Genomic DNA, 15,470 nt, shown 5'->3' with positions numbered 1-15,470 from the left:
GAAATTGCAGTTGAAACGCGACATTATTTTGCCTGTCTGAAACAGCGTTCAATTGTCTTTTTTTAACAAATTTGCTGCCGGAAATTGTCATGGCGGAGCCTCGCCTGCTGATCCAAACTAAGGTCATTCCCTTATTGGTCTGCCACAGCAGGTGGCACTAACCCTACAAGCGACAAGGTGAGAGCAATGGATTTCAAAGACGTACCCGCAATTGTTACCGGTGGCGCATCCGGTCTGGGTGAAGGCTCGGCGCGGGCGCTGGCAGCGGCTGGCGCCAGGGTTGCCATCTTTGACCTGAATGAAGAGCGCGGTCGCCAGATCGCTGAAGAGCTGGGTGGCATCTTTGTACGTTGTGACGTGTCCTCGGCCGAAAGCGCGGAAGCGGCGTTTGCGGCGGCACGTGAAGCGCATGGCCCCTGCGGTATTGCCGTCAACTGTGCCGGTATCGCCCCGGCCGGCAAGATAGTGGGCAAGGAAGGCCCGATGCCGCTGGAAGACTTCAACAAGGTCATCCAGGTCAACCTGGTGGGCAGTTTCAATATCATGCGCCTGGCCGCCGCCGAGATGGCCACCCGTGAAGCGAACGACGATGGTGAGCGTGGCGTGATCATCTCTACTGCCTCCATCGCCGCGTACGAAGGCCAGATCGGTCAGGTGGCCTACAGTGCATCCAAGGGCGGCGTGGTGGCCATGACGCTGCAGGCGGCTCGTGAGCTGGCGCGCAGTGGTATTCGCGTTAACACCATCGCACCCGGCATCTTCATGACACCGATGATGGCCGGTTTCCCGCAGGAAGTGCAGGACAGCCTGGCCGCGACCCTGCCGTTCCCGCAGCGTTTGGGTCGTCCTGACGAGTACGGCATGCTGGTGGAGCAGATTGTGAAAAACCCGCTGCTGAACGGCGAGACCATTCGTCTCGACTGCGCGCTGCGCATGGCACCGAAGTAAGCGAGGATCGAGTGATGAATGCAGCCGTAATCGATACCGAAGAGCTGGAACTGTTCCGCGAGATGGTGCTGCGCGCACTGGAACGTGAAGTCGCGCCGCATTATGAACAGTGGGAACGCGAGGGCATTACGCCGCGTGCGCTCTGGAATACGCTGGGCGAAGCGGGTCTGCTGTGCGTGGATGCGCCCGAAGACCATGGCGGTTGTGGTGTGCCCTTTGAGTATTCGGTCATGCTGGTCACTGAAATGGCCCGACTGGGCTACGGTGCCCTGGCCACCAATGTAATGGTGCACTCCGATATCGTGGCCCCCTACATCGCCCACATCGGCAATGACGAGCAGAAAAGCCGCTGGCTGCCGGGCATGGTGTCCGGTGAGGTGGTTGGCGCCATCGCCATGACCGAGCCGGGGGCCGGCAGTGATCTGGCGGCGCTGCGCACCACGGCGGTACTGGATGGTGACGAGTATGTGATCAACGGCTCAAAAACCTTCATCACCAACGGTCAGCACGCGGACATGGTGATCGTCGCTGCCAAGACCGATCCGGCGGCCGGCGCCAAAGGTGTCAGCCTGTTTCTGGTGGACACCACACTGCCGGGCTATGGCAAGGGCCGCAATCTGGAAAAGATCGGTCAGCACAGCGGCGATACCTCCGAACTGTTCTTCGAGAATATGCGCGTGCCCAAATCGGCCCTGCTGGGCGAAGAGGGCAAGGGCTTCATGTACCTGATGCAGGAGCTGGCCCGTGAGCGTCTGGTGATCGGTGCCATCGGTGTTGGCGCCGCCCGCGGAGCGCTGGATATGACCATCCAGTATGCCGATGAGCGCACCCTGTTCGGCCAGAAGCTGAAGGAGTTGCAGAACACCCGCTTCCGCATCGCCGAGATGGAGACCGACTACCGCGTCAACAAGGCGTTCATTGATCAGTGCATCAGCGAGTACTCCCGCGGCGAGCTGGATGCCGCCACCGCATCCATGGCCAAGTACACCGCCACCGAAATGCAGTGCCGCGTGGCTGATGGCTGCCTGCAGCTGTTCGGCGGCTACGGCTACACCACTGAATACCCGATCTCACGCGCCTTCATCGACGCCCGTGTGCAGCGCATCTACGGCGGCACATCCGAGGTGATGAAGGAAGTCATTGCGCGCTCGGTGCTTGGGCGGTAACGCAACGGCCAACCGAATGACTGATCAGAATATTAGCGACTTAACAGGAGCAACAAGATGTCAGACAACAGCATTGTGATTCTGGGCGCGGCCCGTACCCCCATGGGCGGCATGATGGGCTCACTCAGCGACGTGCGTTCGCCGGACCTGGGTGCGGTGGCCATCGAAGCGGCCATTGAGCGTGCCGGCCTGCAGCCGAGCGATATCGACGAAGTGATCATGGGCTGCGTACTGCCCGGTGCACTGGGTCAGGCTCCGGCCCGTCAGGCCTCCCGCAAGGCCGGCATCCCGGATGCGGCCGGTGCCACCACCATCAACAAGATGTGCGGCTCCGGCATGAAAGCGGTGATGCAGGCCCACGACCAGATCAAGGCCGGCAGCGCCAATATCATGATCGCTGGCGGCATGGAAAACATGAGTCAGGCGCCCTACATGTTGCCCAAAGCGCGTGCCGGCATGCGCATGGGCCACGGTCAGGTGATCGACTCCATGTTCTTCGACGGCCTGGAAGACGCTTACGAAGGTGGCCTGATGGGCGTATTCGCCCAGCGCTCTGCTGATGACTTCAACATCACCCGCGAAGCGATGGACGAGTTCGCCATCGGCTCTCTGAACAAGTCGTTGGCCGCCATCGAAAACGGTTGGTTCAAGGACGAGATCGCACCGGTCATCATCAGGGGCCGCAAGGGTGATACCGTTGTTGATATCGACGAACAGCCGGGCAACGCCCGTCCGGACAAAATCCCGCAGCTGAAGCCGGCGTTCAAAAAGGACGGCACCGTCACCGCCGCCAACTCCAGCTCCATCAGCGATGGCGGTTCCGCGCTGGTACTGGCCACACAGGCCGAGGCCGACAAGCGCGGCGTCAAGCCGCTGGCGCGGATCGTGGCGCACTCCACCCACGCCCAGCTACCGGCCGAGTTCACTATCGCCCCGATCGGCGCGATTCAGAAAGTGCTCGACAAGGCGGGCTGGAGCAAGGACGACGTGGATCTGTACGAGATCAACGAAGCCTTCGCCGTGGTCTCCCTGCTGGCGATCAATGAACTGGGCCTGGATGCCGACAAGGTCAACGTCTACGGTGGCGCCTGTGCCTTGGGACACCCAATCGGCTCCTCCGGCTCACGTATTCTCGTCACGCTGCTCAACGCCCTTAAGCAGCGCGGCTTGAAAAAAGGGGTTGCATCCCTCTGTATCGGTGGTGGCGAAGCGACAGCCGTGGCTGTCGAGCTGCTTTGAGGCAGCTCCCTTCATTACATCTCTGCCCTTGGCTCTTGGATTAGAGTAGGCCACCTTCGGGTGGCCTTTTTTGTCGTACCAGGCTGGTGATGATCTTCTACCCACTTGTTGTCACACCATATGCCAAAGCTCTTTTACACCTGAGCGGTCTGGTGGCAAGTTGCTCATCTTCACATTAAGGCGTAGAGTCAATTTTTGACTTGATCGAAGGGGCGGTGCCATGACAAGCCCGGAATCATCTGCCACTAACCCGCCTCCGTCTGCGGCAACCGAAAAAGCTCTGCGAGTGTCTGAAGCGCGCTATCGACGCCTGTTTGAAAGTGCTCAGGATGGCATCCTGCTCCTGAATGCTGAAACGGCACAAATCGAAGATGTTAATCCTTTTTTGGTCAATATGCTGGGATACTCATACGAAGAATTTATGGGTAAAAAGCTATGGGAAATTGGTGCTTTCAAAGATATTGCATTGAATAAAGAGGCTTTTGCTGAGTTACAGGAGAAGCATTTCATACGCTATGACAATTTGCCACTCGTCACGAAAAAAGGAGCGCGCTTATCAGTTGAGTTCGTGAGCAATGTATATGACTGTGAAGGCGTTCAGGTTATTCAATGTAATATACGCGATAACACCAAGCGATATCTGGTGGAGATCGCGCTAAAGGCAACTACACGCTCCCTTAAAATGCTCAGCGAAAGTAATGTAGCACTGCTAAGTTCAGAAACGGAAAATATCTTGCTTACTGAGTATTGTCGTATAGCGGTTGATACAGGCGGTTACTGTATGGCATGGGTTGGTTTGGCAGATGAAGGAGATGAAAAGAATATCAAAGTACTCTCACAGTATGGTGAAGACGACGGGTATTTGGAGCTGCTAAAGACTTCTTCTGCCGAACGTGATTTTGGTATTAGCCCAACGGGCCTTGCAATACGTTCAAAGCAGGTTGAGTTTGTTGATAATATATCTGTCGATTCCAGGATGGTGCATTGGCGCAAAGAGGCTTTAAAGCGGGGCTATCAGTCTGCAATTGCTATTCCTTTTCATTTACCCAACGATATGATTGCTTGCTTAACGCTCTATAGTTCCAGAGTTAACGTTTGGTCCTCACCGGAACGAAAATTGCTACAGGAAATTGCAGCCGATCTTTCGTTTGGAATCGCCGCACTACGGACAGCCGCCGCCAAGATTCAGTATGAAGTCAGTTTGCGCGATAGCCTTGAGCAAACCATACAAGTCATCGCCGATACCGGTGAAGAGCGTGATGCCTATACGGCGGGACATCAACGGCGAGTGGCTGCCTTGTGTGTCAAGATTGCGACTGAGATGGGGCTCTCGGAAGACCGTATTCATGGACTTCATCTGGCGGCATCCATTCATGACCTGGGCAAGATCGGCATTCCGGCAGAGATCCTTGCGAAGCCTCGGCGCTTGAGCACGATGGAGTTCGGTTTGATCAAGGAACATCCAGCCATCGCCTTCAATATACTCAAAGGTGTTAATTTCCCTTGGCCTATTGCCACAATAATTGTGCAGCACCATGAGCGCATCGATGGTTCGGGTTATCCCATGGGGTTAACACAAGATGAGTTGCTCATGGAGTCCAGGATTTTGGCTGTAGCTGATGTGGTTGAGGCGATGGTATCACATCGACCCTATAGAGCAGCGCTCGGTAAGGAGGCCGCTCTGAACGAGATTACGGCTCAGCGAGACATTACTTTAGATGCGCAGGCAGTTGATGCATGCCTGCGTATTTTCAACCAGCAAAACTACATCTTTGACGAGCCGTAAGCAGCACCTCAATTGATAAACACGTGAAGCAGCCATCACGCAGGCCGATGGATGCCATAAATAATGGCAAATTACCATTTCTCTCCTATGCTTCAGGTATACGATTTCCGACTGTCTACACCCTTCCATTTTCTGCTGATCAGGCTTGAGGATGCGCCAGACCACTCTGGAAGGACATCCCAGTATCCGGTACGCGGCTTGTGAGTACCGGCGCACAACCCAAACAACAGGAAAATAAGACCATGAACGATAAAGAACTGTATAAGCAGAAAAAGCAGGCTCAGTTGGATAAGTTGCAGGCCGATGTCGACAAAATCAAGGCAAAGGCTTCTGAGGCCAGCGCGGATGCTCAGCTGGAAATGCATAAACAGATCAAGGTGTTGGAAGATAAGGTTGCAGACGGCCGTACGAAACTGCAGCACCTTGCTGATGCAAGTGAGGATGCCTGGGAGGCAAGCAAGCACAGCGTGGAATCTGCCTGGGATTCCCTGAAGTCTACCGTGAGTGACGTCGCCGCGAAACTCAGGAAATAGTCATTCATCGGGGGTTTAATATGTCAATGGGTGCAGGAGCTACAATGAAAATCATAGGTATTGTCCTCCTGGTTCTGGGGGTTGGCCTTGCAATCTGGGGTTATCAATTATCTGGATCGGTAGAGTCGCAGGTAACTCAGGCCGTTACAGGTTCGGATACAGACAAGGTCATGACGCTCTATATTATGGGTGCCGTCAGCTTTTTTGTTGGCATCTTCCTGTTTATTAAAAAATAAGACGGGGTAAGGCATGGATATTATTGGTTTGTTGATATTTTTGGCTGTTGGCGCCCTGGTGGGGTGGCTTGCAGGCACCCTCGTGAAGGGGAGCGGATTCGGTATCATTGGCAACATCATTGTTGGAATCATTGGGGCTGTGCTGGGCGGTTTTCTGTTCGGCTTGCTCGGTATAACAGCAGGAGGGTTTGTAGGTTCTATTGTTATGGCCACCATCGGCGCTGTTATTCTGTTGTTTATTATCGGCGTTCTCAAAAAGGCATAGGACATATGCTGCCTCCTGCCAGGTAAGCGGGGGGCAGCGGTTACATTCCCCAGCCGCACAAAACTGCTGCCACGCCGTTAATGCCTCGGCAAGGCTTCGAAGCCGGCTATGACATCAAACAACTCCTCATCGATAGCCCCCTGGCGCTCACTGTGAAATGTCATGTTGAGTGCCTCCAGACGTTCACCGATATTGGTATCGGCGCGCTGCATGGCAGCCAGTCGACTGGCGTTTTCGCTGGCCAATGACTCGGCACAGGCACGAAACAGCGAAACGAACAGGTATTCCCGGATCAGTGCTTTCAGCGTTGTAGTCTGCATGCCGAGCACTTCGGGCAGGTTGTAGGTCGGCCAGTGGCGCTCGGCCAACTGCTGACACCAGTGTGCATCCAGAGGCAGCAGATGCTGGCGCGTGGGGACATAGGTGGTTGCCGCTGCCGGCTGATTGTAAAACAGGCTGAGTCCGCTGATCTCACCACGGCTGATATGCGCCTCGCTGATGGCCAGAATCTGGCCAACCAGCAGGGTAATGGCTTGGACAGAGCTGGGCACACCGAAACCGCCCTCCAGTGTTAACCCAGCATCTGTCAGTCGCGCTTGGACGCGCGCTCCGACAGCCCATACCAGTGGGCGAGCTGATGAGTCTGACAATGCCTGCAGGGCATGTTCGGCGACCACATCATTGAACTGCCCCACCAGCCCCTGATCCGAGCCGAAGACGACAATCCCAGGAGGAGCGGCAGTAGCGGCTATGTCGGCGCTGCCAGGGGTGTGGTTACTGGCAACATCATGCAGGCAGACGCTCAATCCCAGCTCTACACTGTGGGCATAATGTGCCAGCGCCTGTACGGCCTGCTCGTATTGGTTGATGCTTGAAGCAGCCAGCGCCTTCATGGTTCGAACAACCGCTTGGAGGTCGCTGGCGCTGTCGATTTGACGCCGCAGATCGGCTGAGGAGTGAGCCATCAGGATGCCTCTGGCAGGCTGTGCAGTGCGGCCTGAGCCAGGGCGATGATGGTGGCACGGTCTGCATCGCTGAGTTTCTCGGAGCTGCCCAGACGCTGCTGCAGCGCATCGGGCAGCCGTGTACTGGCTTCGCGCACGGCTTTTTCTGCAGCGGCCATCTGCTGCATGGGTATGGGGTCAAACAAGCCCTCGATCAATGCCAGCAACACGGTGATCTGGGCCGGCATTGCCACCGGTGCCCCCTCGGCCTGCTTGAGACAGGCACGGATACGCAGGCCATGCTCGATCACTCTGCGACTGTCTTCATCCAGTCGGGCGCCGAAGCGGGCAAAAGTTTCCAGCTCTTCGAACTGGGCATACGCCAGCTTGAGATCGCCTGCGACGGCACGGTAAGCGGGACGCTGTGCCTTGCCGCCCACACGGGACACCGACTGGCCAACATCGATCGCCGGTAAAACCCCCAGTCCAAACAGCGAAGGTGACAGGTAAACCTGGCCATCGGTAATCGAGATCAGGTTGGTCGGGATGTAGGCAGAGAGGTTTTGCGCTTCGGTCTCGATGATGGGCAGTGCCGTCAGTGAGCCGCCACCACACTCGGGTCGCAGGTGAGTAGCACGTTCCAGTAGTCGCGAGTGGATGTAAAAAATATCGCCAGGGAAGGCTTCCCGGCCGGGTGGGCGGCGCAGCAGCAGCGATATTTCCCGATAGGCGCGTGCGTGGTGAGTCAGGTCGTCGTAGACGATCAGCAGATCGCGCCCCTGTGCCATGAAATACTCCGCGATACTGGTTGCGGCATAGGGGGCGATGTAGGTCAGTCCCGGCGGGTCATCGCCTTCAGTCAGCACCACCACGGAGTAGTCCATGGCATCATGGGCCTGCAAAGTCGCCACTACCTTGGCCACGGCTGAGGCGCGTTGGCCGATGGCGCAATAGATGCAGAGCACATCCTTGCCGCGCTGATTGAGAATGGTGTCGATGGCGATGGCCGTTTTACCGGTCTGGCGATCACCCAGAATCAATTCACGCTGCCCACGCCCCACGGGAATCAGCGCGTCGATCACCTTCAGTCCGGTCTGCAGCGGTACGGTGACGGGCGCTCGATCCATAATCGGCGGTGCCGGTCGTTCGATGGGCAGTCGCTGCTCGGTTGCAATGGGACCCAGGCCATCGAGGGGGCGGCCAAGTGGATCTATGACGCGCCCGAGCAAGGCATCCCCAACCGCTACGTCCATGACGCGCCCGGTGCGCTCAACGGTATCGCCGGCCTGCAGGTGCCAGTATTCACCCAGCAGCACCACGCCGATCTCATCCTCGTCCACGTTGAAGGCAATGCCGAACATGCCATCGCCAAAGCTGACCAGTTCATCTGAGCCAGCTCCGGGCAAGCCACTGACCTGCGCGACGCCAGTGGACAGGCGGGTGATCCGACCCACTTCCTGTATGTTGAGCTGCGCAGTGAAGGTTTTCCGGCCCTGCCGCAGATCGGCAAAGGCGCGCTCAAAGGTGTTTTGCAGCGTATCGGCCGGCGTGCTCATTGAGGTGCTTCCGACGCTTTGGCGTCAGGCTTGGGGTTGGTGTCAGCAGGTGTTTGGCCAGCAGATAGCGCTAACAGGGCACTGATACGGGTTTCCATATCAGTCAGATAATCGGCGATGTTCCAGCCCAGTTTGCGGCCGTTGACACTGAGTTCAAGGCCGTTGATCAAGGTGGGAGTGGTTTCGAATGTGACCGGCACCTCAGTGGCAAACAGTTCTTCCAGTGCTGTCTGTATTGTCTGGCGCTGCGGTGCAGGCAGTTCGAATACACTGCGCACCCTTACCGGGTCGGAGCCGTTTGCCAGTGCGCTGACCAGTTCATCGCGTGTGGCCGGGTCCAGCCCCTGCAGTCGTTCTGCAAACACCTCGCTCATGCGCGCTTCCAGCGTATCGCCGGACAGTTCGGTCAATACCTTGCGGGTGATGGCAAAGACTTCATCCCGTGTCAGGCGGGCAAGTTCGGCCTTCAGTTGTTGATGTTCGCGCAACAGGGCTTTCCGACGTTGTCGGTCGAGGGCATCGGCGGCCTGTTGTGTCTCTGCCAGCAATTGTTTGCGCTCTGCCTGTGCCGCCGCTTTTGCCGCGTTCAACAGGTCGTCACGCTGCTGGTCCAGGGCCGTGCTCTGGTGCAAAAAGGCATCGCGTGCCTGTTCCGCTTCAGAGCTTTTTGCTGCAGCATCGGCCAGCGTGGCGGCGATGCGATGCTCACGCGCATCAATGGCATCGAGAATCGGCCGGTACAGAAAACGTTTCATCAACCACACCAGAACGAGGAAGTTGATCAGCTGGGCGACGACAGTAAACCAGTCGATGAGCATGGTTCATTGTCCTGCGGCGATTGTAAGTGCGTAGTTCCAGAACGGATTGGCGAACAGAAGAATCATCGAAACCACAAAACAATAAATAGCCGTGGATTCGATCATCGCCAGGCCAACAAACAGTGTTCGGGTAATGGTGGCGGACGCATCGGGCTGTTGTGCGAGGGCACTCAATGCTGTGGCGACCGCCCGGCCCTCGGACAGTGCCGGTGCCAGGGTGCCTATTGCCGTGGTCAGGCCGGCAAGGGTAATCGAGACCAGAGCAATCAGTGTCATGCTATCCATGGGATTTCCTTGATTTGGCCAGTGGCATATTCATGCGGCATCCTCTGTTTTGGCGGCAGAAGGGTGGCTGCGGACTTGAGTGGCGGCAGCGATGTAAACCGCGGCCAAAATGCTGAAAATATAAGCCTGTACCATGCCCGTGAGCAGACCGAGCAGGGTCATGACGACGGGGAAAATGAATGGGGTAATGCTGAGCAGAATTGCGATGATCATCGTCCCGCTCATCATGTTGCCGAACAGGCGAACGGCCAGAGCCAGCGTGCGCGACAGCTCGCTGATGAGATTGAACGGCAGCATGATAAAGGTGGGTTGGACATAAGACTTGAGGTAATTGGCCCAGCCCTGTTCCGCGATGCCGAACAGGGGAACGGCAACGAACACGCACAGTGCCAGCGCCACCGTGGTGGATAACGACCCGGTCGGGGGGTGATAGCCGGGGATAATGGTGAACAGGCTGGCGCTGGCCACGAACAGGAACAGGGTGCCAAGAAAGCCAAGATAGGTCTGTGGATGCCTTAGACCTACCTCTTCGATCTGTTGCATGATCGCCGTGACAATGATTTCCAACAGGTTTTGCCAGCGAGAGCGGGTCAAATCAGTCGACAGGCGACGGGTGATCAGCCAGGCCCCCAGCGTCAAAAACAGCATCAGCCCCCATGTATACAGAATGGTGGCGTTGAGATGGAAAATGCCGTACTGCCAGAACAGGGTTTCGTCAGGGCTAAGGGGCATGACCGCTCTCCTGCAGTGGTGCAGTCTGCATCGGTAAAGGGCCGAGGACGCGCATCAGGATCAGTCGGGCGATGACAAATCCCAAAAGGCATGCCAGTAACTGCTGCCAGTGGCCATTCGCGACCCAATAGAATCCGGCGAGCGTGATGCTCATGCGCAGCAGCAAACTGGCGAGAAACAGCAGGGCGGGGTGGGGGGAGTTGATGCCACGCCGCACGGTCCACCAGAGGCCACCGAAGAACACTGCGCCCAGCCCCAGCCCTGCCGTCGCACTCAATGCCCAGATCAGGGGTTCATTCATGCTCATCTTCCTCCTCGCGTATGGCGCGATCCTCTTTGGTAACCCAGTGCCAGGCGTTCAGGCAACCGATACAGAGTCCAGCGATCAGTAACGCCAAGGTCCAGGAATACTGGCCGGAACTGTGCTTGTCGAGCCAGATGCCGATGGCAGCCCCCAGCAGTGTGGGGACTGCCACGGACCAGCCGACCAGTCCCATCATGCCCAGTCCAAACCACAGTCCCGGCGTTGGCTGGCGTTGGGCCTTGAGCTTGCGTTTGGCTTTTGAGCCGACCTGATGGGCGAAGTCCGGTTCCTTGTGGGGGTTGTTGTCAGGCTCATCAGTCATTTTTCAGTCCTGCAAACCGGCGCAGAAAACCGCTTTCCAGTTTCGCCATCACGGAGCGCAGGTTGCGCTCATGTTCGTCCAGGGTTAAAAACTCCTGTGTCACCTGCTGGCGCAACTGCTGCAGGTCAGTCCCGGCCAGCGCGTGGCGCACGGACACAACCACCTCGCCACCGGCCTTGATCAATACGCCCTGATCCACCGCAATATAGCGCTCGTCTTCTGTCGTGGTTTGGTAGATCAAAATCCCCGGTATCAGTGCGGCTACGCAGTCCAGACGGCGTGGCAGCAGGCCAAAGGAGCCGGCGCTGGTTTCGGCCACAATACGTGTCACGGCAGCGGCTTCGATGAAAATGCCATGGGGCAGCAGTACTTTAAGGCTCATCGGTGACATCGGATGACCTCTGTTCTACAACGGTATCCGCCGCAGGCCTGTTGGCATTTTTTTGCCGGGCTTCATCCACGGCGCCTATCATGTATAGCGCACGTTCCGGGTAGTCCGCGAACTCGTCACGCAAAATGCGTTCACAGCCATCCAGTGATGTTTCCAGACTGACCAGTTTGCCGGTCAGACCGGTAAACTGCTCGGTGGTGAAAAAGGGCTGAGTGAGAAACCGCTCCAGCCGGCGGGCTCGGGCCACCACCTTGCGATCCTCTGACGACAATTGTTCAAGTCCGAGCATGGCGATGATGTCCTTGAGCTGTTCGTATTGCGCCAGGGTGCGGCGAATCTCTTGAGCCAGCCGGTAGTGGCGCTCGCCGACAATGCCCGGTGTGGTCATCTTGGAACTGGACTGCAGCGGGTCGATGGCAGGGTAGAGCCCCTCGCTGGCACGCTTGCGCGACAACACGATGGAGGCTGACAGGTGTGAAAAGGTATGTACGGCGGCCGGGTCGGTGAAATCATCCGCCGGCACGTAGACCGCCTGAATCGAGGTGATCGCACCCCGGTCGGTATTGGCGATGCGCTCTTCAAGCTGTGACAGTTCGGTGCCCAGCGTCGGCTGATAACCCAGCCGCGAGGGCATCTGCCCCATCAGTCCCGAGACTTCCATGCCTGCCTGAATGAAGCGGAAAATATTGTCGATCAGCAGCAATACGTCGCGGTGTTCATCATCGCGGAAATACTCGGCCATGGTCAGCGCGGCATGACCCACACGGAAACGACTGCCTGGCGGCTCGTTCATTTGGCCGAAGATCATGACCATGTTCGACAGCACGCCGGCCTGTTTCATCTCGCGGTGCAGTTCCTCGCCTTCACGGCAGCGTTCGCCAATACCGCAAAAGATGCTGACGCCCTCATGGTGACCGATCATATTGTGGATCATTTCCGTCAGCAGCACGGTTTTGCCGACGCCCGCACCGCCGAACAGACCGGCCTTGCCGCCCCGTTCCAGGGGCAGCAGCACATCAATCAGCTTGATGCCGGTTTCAAACACTTCAGTTTGTGTAGAGCGACGAGCCAGAGGTGGAGGAGGCTGGTGCACCGAGCGCCACTGCACATCGGTCAAAGGAGCTTCGCGATCGATGGTGTTGCCGAACACATCGAACATGCGCGCCATGATGCCTTTGCCTACCGGAGCGTGCAGCGGCCCGCCGCTGTCTTCTACCCGCATGCCACGGGCGAGCCCTTGGGTGGGGGTCATGGCGATACCGCGAACATGTCGGGCATCCAGTTGTGCCAGTACTTCGATGATGATCTGTTGCCGCTCTCCGGTACGCAGCAAGGAGTAGATGGGGGGCAGGCGGCGGGTGAAGCGGATATCAACAACGCTGCCACGCACCGATACCACTTCGCCGGTGTTCGGTACATCGTTACTGTGCTTCAGCGCCTGAAGTTGACTCATTGAACCGCCCTCCCGCCTCTGCGCCGAAGTCTGCGTCTCAACTCTCCAACCCAAGCAGCATCTGGAAAGCGCACAAACAAGGACGGCCAAGCGTTTTGCTGGTTTGAGTCTAGCAGTATATGAGATGGATGCTGCTGTTCACTGCGTTACAACGATTTCAGCCTGCCCGGTGTACCCTTGTGCTGAAGCGTGAACTGGAAGAGGAAACCGGTGGGTGTCGCCTGTCGTTCCTACACCCACTGGCTTGCACTACATCTCCCGGAGTTTAAGGCACCTGGGGGTAACCTTCTCTTTACTGTCGACCACTGTTGTTTGCTCAGCGCCGTATTTACACCTTAAATCGACCCAGTTGCTGATCAAGGCGAGCAGCGCTGGTTGATACTTCCTTACCCAGCGCGGTGACCTGTGCAGCAGCCTGTGCGAGTACATCCGCAGCATCACCAATGCTGGTGATGTTGCGATTGATCTCTTCGTTCACCATGCTCTGCTCTTCGGCGGCGGTCGCGACCTGAGTGGTGTTCTCGGTAATGGCCGTGATGCGTGAAGAGACGCCTTCCAGCCGTTGATAGCTGGAGTGACTCTGCTCGACCGTCTGGGCGGCCATGCCTCTACAATGCTGCATGCGACCGACACTGTCATCCACATCCCGTTTCAGGGCTGAAATCAGTGTGTCGATATCACCGGTAGCATCCTGTGTGCGGCTGGCAAGGTTTCTGACTTCATCAGCGACCACCGCAAAGCCACGCCCCTGATCACCTGCCCGCGCGGCTTCGATCGCGGCGTTCAAGGCCAGCAGGTTGGTCTGCTCGGCAATATTACGGATGGTTTCGATAATGTTATAGATTTCGTCACTGCGGCTGGCAACCTGGCCGATACTGTCTGAAGCCTCATCCAGTGCGCCGGACATGTTACCGATTTCGTCAACAGTAGACTTGAGAGTGTTGCGGGTGGCGCTGACTTCCTGTTCGGAGTTGCCGGCGTCCTGGGCCGTCTGACCTGCCAGGTTGGCCACCTGGGTGGCGGTAGCGGCCATCTCGTTGGCGGCTGCAGCCACACTTTGCAGCTGTTTCTGCTGCTCTTCGGTTGATATGCGGGTCTGTTGTGCGTTGTCTGCCAGTGAGTTGGCATTCTGCTGCAGCTGTGCGGACAGGCTGATCAACTCGTGAATGACGGTGCGGATCTTGCGGGTAAAGCTGTTGAAACCATCCGATACGGCGTTCAGTTCAGCATGACGGAAGTGCTCCAGCTCCTGTGTCAGGTCGCCCTCTGAACCTCCCAGTGCCTGCATGCGCTCGCCGAGTTGTGCCAGCGGCCTGGTGATGCCGGATATGAACAGATTCACCACCGCCAGGGTGATCAGCAGAATGACGCCTGCGGTGATCAGCAAATCCCAGATGGTGCTGCTGCGATTATCTTCCATGTCGGCCTGTAACTGGTTCAGTTCTGCCAGAGCGGCGGCCTTGGGAACTTCCACAATCAAACGCCAGCGGGTATTGGCGGCGGACAGCTCCTCGGTCACCATAATGATGTCGTTGCTGTCTTCAGGTTTGTTGATGCGTTGCAGGAAGTCTGGGTCAACGGATTGAATGGTCTTCCCGGCCGCCTGGGTAAAGCGGCTGGATGCGATAACACGATTCTGCTGGCTGAGCAGTGTAATACTGGCTTCGCCGTTATAGAGGTTTTGCGAGAGCTTTTCAGTCAGTTGCTGCAGTACAGGCAGGTTGATGTCGGTGCCGGCAACCCCGATCACTTTTTTGTCGTGCATGATGGGTACGGTGAGGGACGTCATCAGTACCGAGTTGCCCGGCTCGATCTCGTACAGGTACGGCTCCACCATACAGGGCGAGGCTGTTTCGCGTGGGCACAGGTACCATTCGGATTCACGCATGCCGTTTGCGTTCAGGGTGACGTCCAGTTTGCGGTTCGAGTCTTCGGTGGGGTAGAAAGTCAGCGAGTTCCCTTCACGTACCCAGTAAATCTCCAGGTTGCCCTGATTCGAGCTGTGTTCCAGCTGGCCCTTGTACAGGTTGTCAAAGTTGTCGTAACCGTTGGGCTCGAACTGGGCATACATGGAGCTGACCTCTTCGTTGGCCAGCAGATGAGCGCGAACCAGTTGCTTGGCCGCATGGCGTGAAACCAGCTGGTCGGTCCAGGCGGTAGCCCCCATAAAGGTTGCCAGAGCGGTTGCCGAGTCGAAACCGCGTTCAAGACGCTGACGAATATCAACCGATATCTGTCCAGCGGTCAGACGCAATTGATCATTCACGTTCTCTGTAATGATGCCGGTGGTGTCGTCTACCGCCTTGTCGATGGAGGCTTGATAGGCACCGAGCGCAAGGTAAATGACAATTCCGAGTGAGGCGAGTATGGCGAGTGCTGAGCCGGCCAGCAGTTTGAAGCGGATGGACAGGTTGGTCATGAAGTCCGTTCCTCAGGAGAAGTTGTGGGGGCATGTCGGGCTGGCGGGCGCGACAGTTGATCCGCAGAGCGGA

General features: G+C 57.2%; 17 protein-coding genes. 7 read left to right on the top strand and 10 right to left on the bottom strand.

The window, feature by feature from the left end; all coding sequences use genetic code 11:
• Positions 1–186: 186 nt before the first annotated feature.
• The 7 genes from ABIE60_RS08960 to ABIE60_RS08930 all read left to right on the top strand — a co-directional run bounded on the left by ABIE60_RS08960 (position 187) and on the right by ABIE60_RS08930 (position 6,173).
• Positions 187–948 carry an SDR family NAD(P)-dependent oxidoreductase gene (locus ABIE60_RS08960; protein ID WP_354469093.1) on the top strand — a complete coding sequence of 254 codons (762 nt, stop codon included), beginning with the start codon at positions 187–189 and terminating at the stop codon, positions 946–948.
• A 14-nt stretch (positions 949–962) separates the two neighbouring features.
• On the top strand, positions 963–2,114 hold the full coding sequence (locus ABIE60_RS08955; protein WP_354469092.1) for an acyl-CoA dehydrogenase family protein: 1,152 nt from the start codon (positions 963–965) through the stop codon (positions 2,112–2,114).
• Positions 2,115–2,171: 57 nt separating this feature from the next.
• The gene (locus ABIE60_RS08950; RefSeq protein WP_354469091.1) at positions 2,172–3,353 is read left to right on the top strand and encodes a thiolase family protein; all 1,182 of its coding nucleotides are present in this window, start codon (positions 2,172–2,174) and stop codon (positions 3,351–3,353) included.
• A gap of 220 nt (positions 3,354–3,573) precedes the next feature.
• Entirely contained in the window at positions 3,574–5,139 is a 1,566-nt protein-coding gene (locus ABIE60_RS08945) for an HD domain-containing phosphohydrolase (RefSeq protein WP_354469090.1), read from the top strand.
• Between the two features lie 242 nt (positions 5,140–5,381).
• Positions 5,382–5,672: a sll1863 family stress response protein gene (locus tag ABIE60_RS08940; RefSeq protein WP_354469089.1), complete on the top strand. Its 291-nt coding sequence runs from the start codon at positions 5,382–5,384 to the stop codon at positions 5,670–5,672.
• A gap of 44 nt (positions 5,673–5,716) precedes the next feature.
• Positions 5,717–5,908, top strand: coding sequence for a DUF3185 family protein (locus ABIE60_RS08935; protein ID WP_354469088.1), 192 nt, complete (start codon positions 5,717–5,719; stop codon positions 5,906–5,908).
• Positions 5,909–5,921: 13 nt separating this feature from the next.
• Positions 5,922–6,173, top strand: coding sequence for a GlsB/YeaQ/YmgE family stress response membrane protein (locus ABIE60_RS08930; protein WP_502914945.1), 252 nt, complete (start codon positions 5,922–5,924; stop codon positions 6,171–6,173).
• A 77-nt stretch (positions 6,174–6,250) separates the two neighbouring features.
• Here ABIE60_RS08930 and ABIE60_RS08925 read toward each other — a convergent pair whose 3' ends face one another.
• The 10 genes from ABIE60_RS08925 to ABIE60_RS08880 form a co-directional block, all read right to left on the bottom strand.
• Positions 6,251–7,138, bottom strand: coding sequence for a F0F1 ATP synthase subunit gamma (locus ABIE60_RS08925; protein ID WP_354469087.1), 888 nt, complete (start codon positions 7,136–7,138; stop codon positions 6,251–6,253).
• Positions 7,138–8,673 carry an alternate F1F0 ATPase, F1 subunit alpha gene (locus ABIE60_RS08920; protein ID WP_354469086.1) on the bottom strand — a complete coding sequence of 512 codons (1,536 nt, stop codon included), beginning with the start codon at positions 8,671–8,673 and terminating at the stop codon, positions 7,138–7,140. The genes ABIE60_RS08925 and ABIE60_RS08920 overlap by 1 nt, the downstream gene beginning before the upstream one ends.
• Complete coding sequence (locus tag ABIE60_RS08915; protein WP_354469085.1) at positions 8,670–9,491, bottom strand: F0F1 ATP synthase subunit delta; 822 nt, start codon at positions 9,489–9,491, stop codon at positions 8,670–8,672. The genes ABIE60_RS08920 and ABIE60_RS08915 overlap by 4 nt, the downstream gene beginning before the upstream one ends.
• Before the next feature lie 3 nt (positions 9,492–9,494).
• Positions 9,495–9,776: a F0F1 ATP synthase subunit C gene (locus tag ABIE60_RS08910; RefSeq protein WP_354469084.1), complete on the bottom strand. Its 282-nt coding sequence runs from the start codon at positions 9,774–9,776 to the stop codon at positions 9,495–9,497.
• A gap of 30 nt (positions 9,777–9,806) precedes the next feature.
• Positions 9,807–10,508 carry a F0F1 ATP synthase subunit A gene (locus tag ABIE60_RS08905; protein ID WP_354469083.1) on the bottom strand — a complete coding sequence of 234 codons (702 nt, stop codon included), beginning with the start codon at positions 10,506–10,508 and terminating at the stop codon, positions 9,807–9,809.
• Positions 10,498–10,809, bottom strand: coding sequence for an N-ATPase subunit AtpR (locus ABIE60_RS08900; RefSeq protein ID WP_354469082.1), 312 nt, complete (start codon positions 10,807–10,809; stop codon positions 10,498–10,500). The genes ABIE60_RS08905 and ABIE60_RS08900 overlap by 11 nt, the downstream gene beginning before the upstream one ends.
• A complete protein-coding gene (locus ABIE60_RS08895; protein WP_354469081.1) occupies positions 10,802–11,134 on the bottom strand; it encodes an AtpZ/AtpI family protein in 333 nt (110 codons plus the stop codon). Before ABIE60_RS08895 ends, ABIE60_RS08900 begins: the two co-directional genes overlap by 8 nt.
• Positions 11,127–11,516: a F0F1 ATP synthase subunit epsilon gene (locus ABIE60_RS08890; RefSeq protein WP_354469080.1), complete on the bottom strand. Its 390-nt coding sequence runs from the start codon at positions 11,514–11,516 to the stop codon at positions 11,127–11,129. Before ABIE60_RS08890 ends, ABIE60_RS08895 begins: the two co-directional genes overlap by 8 nt.
• Positions 11,506–12,978 carry a F0F1 ATP synthase subunit beta gene (gene atpD / locus ABIE60_RS08885; protein ID WP_354469079.1) on the bottom strand — a complete coding sequence of 491 codons (1,473 nt, stop codon included), beginning with the start codon at positions 12,976–12,978 and terminating at the stop codon, positions 11,506–11,508. Before atpD ends, ABIE60_RS08890 begins: the two co-directional genes overlap by 11 nt.
• 328 nt (positions 12,979–13,306) lie before the next feature.
• Positions 13,307–15,397, bottom strand: coding sequence for a methyl-accepting chemotaxis protein (locus tag ABIE60_RS08880; RefSeq protein WP_354469078.1), 2,091 nt, complete (start codon positions 15,395–15,397; stop codon positions 13,307–13,309).
• Between the last annotated feature and the right edge of the window lie 73 nt (positions 15,398–15,470).

The organism is Marinobacterium sp. MBR-109, assembly GCF_040547565.1.
Taxonomy (GTDB): Bacteria; Pseudomonadota; Gammaproteobacteria; order Pseudomonadales; family Balneatricaceae; genus Marinobacterium.
The sequence above is the reverse complement of the archived record's forward strand: the minus strand, read 5'-3'. Positions and strand labels throughout refer to the sequence as shown.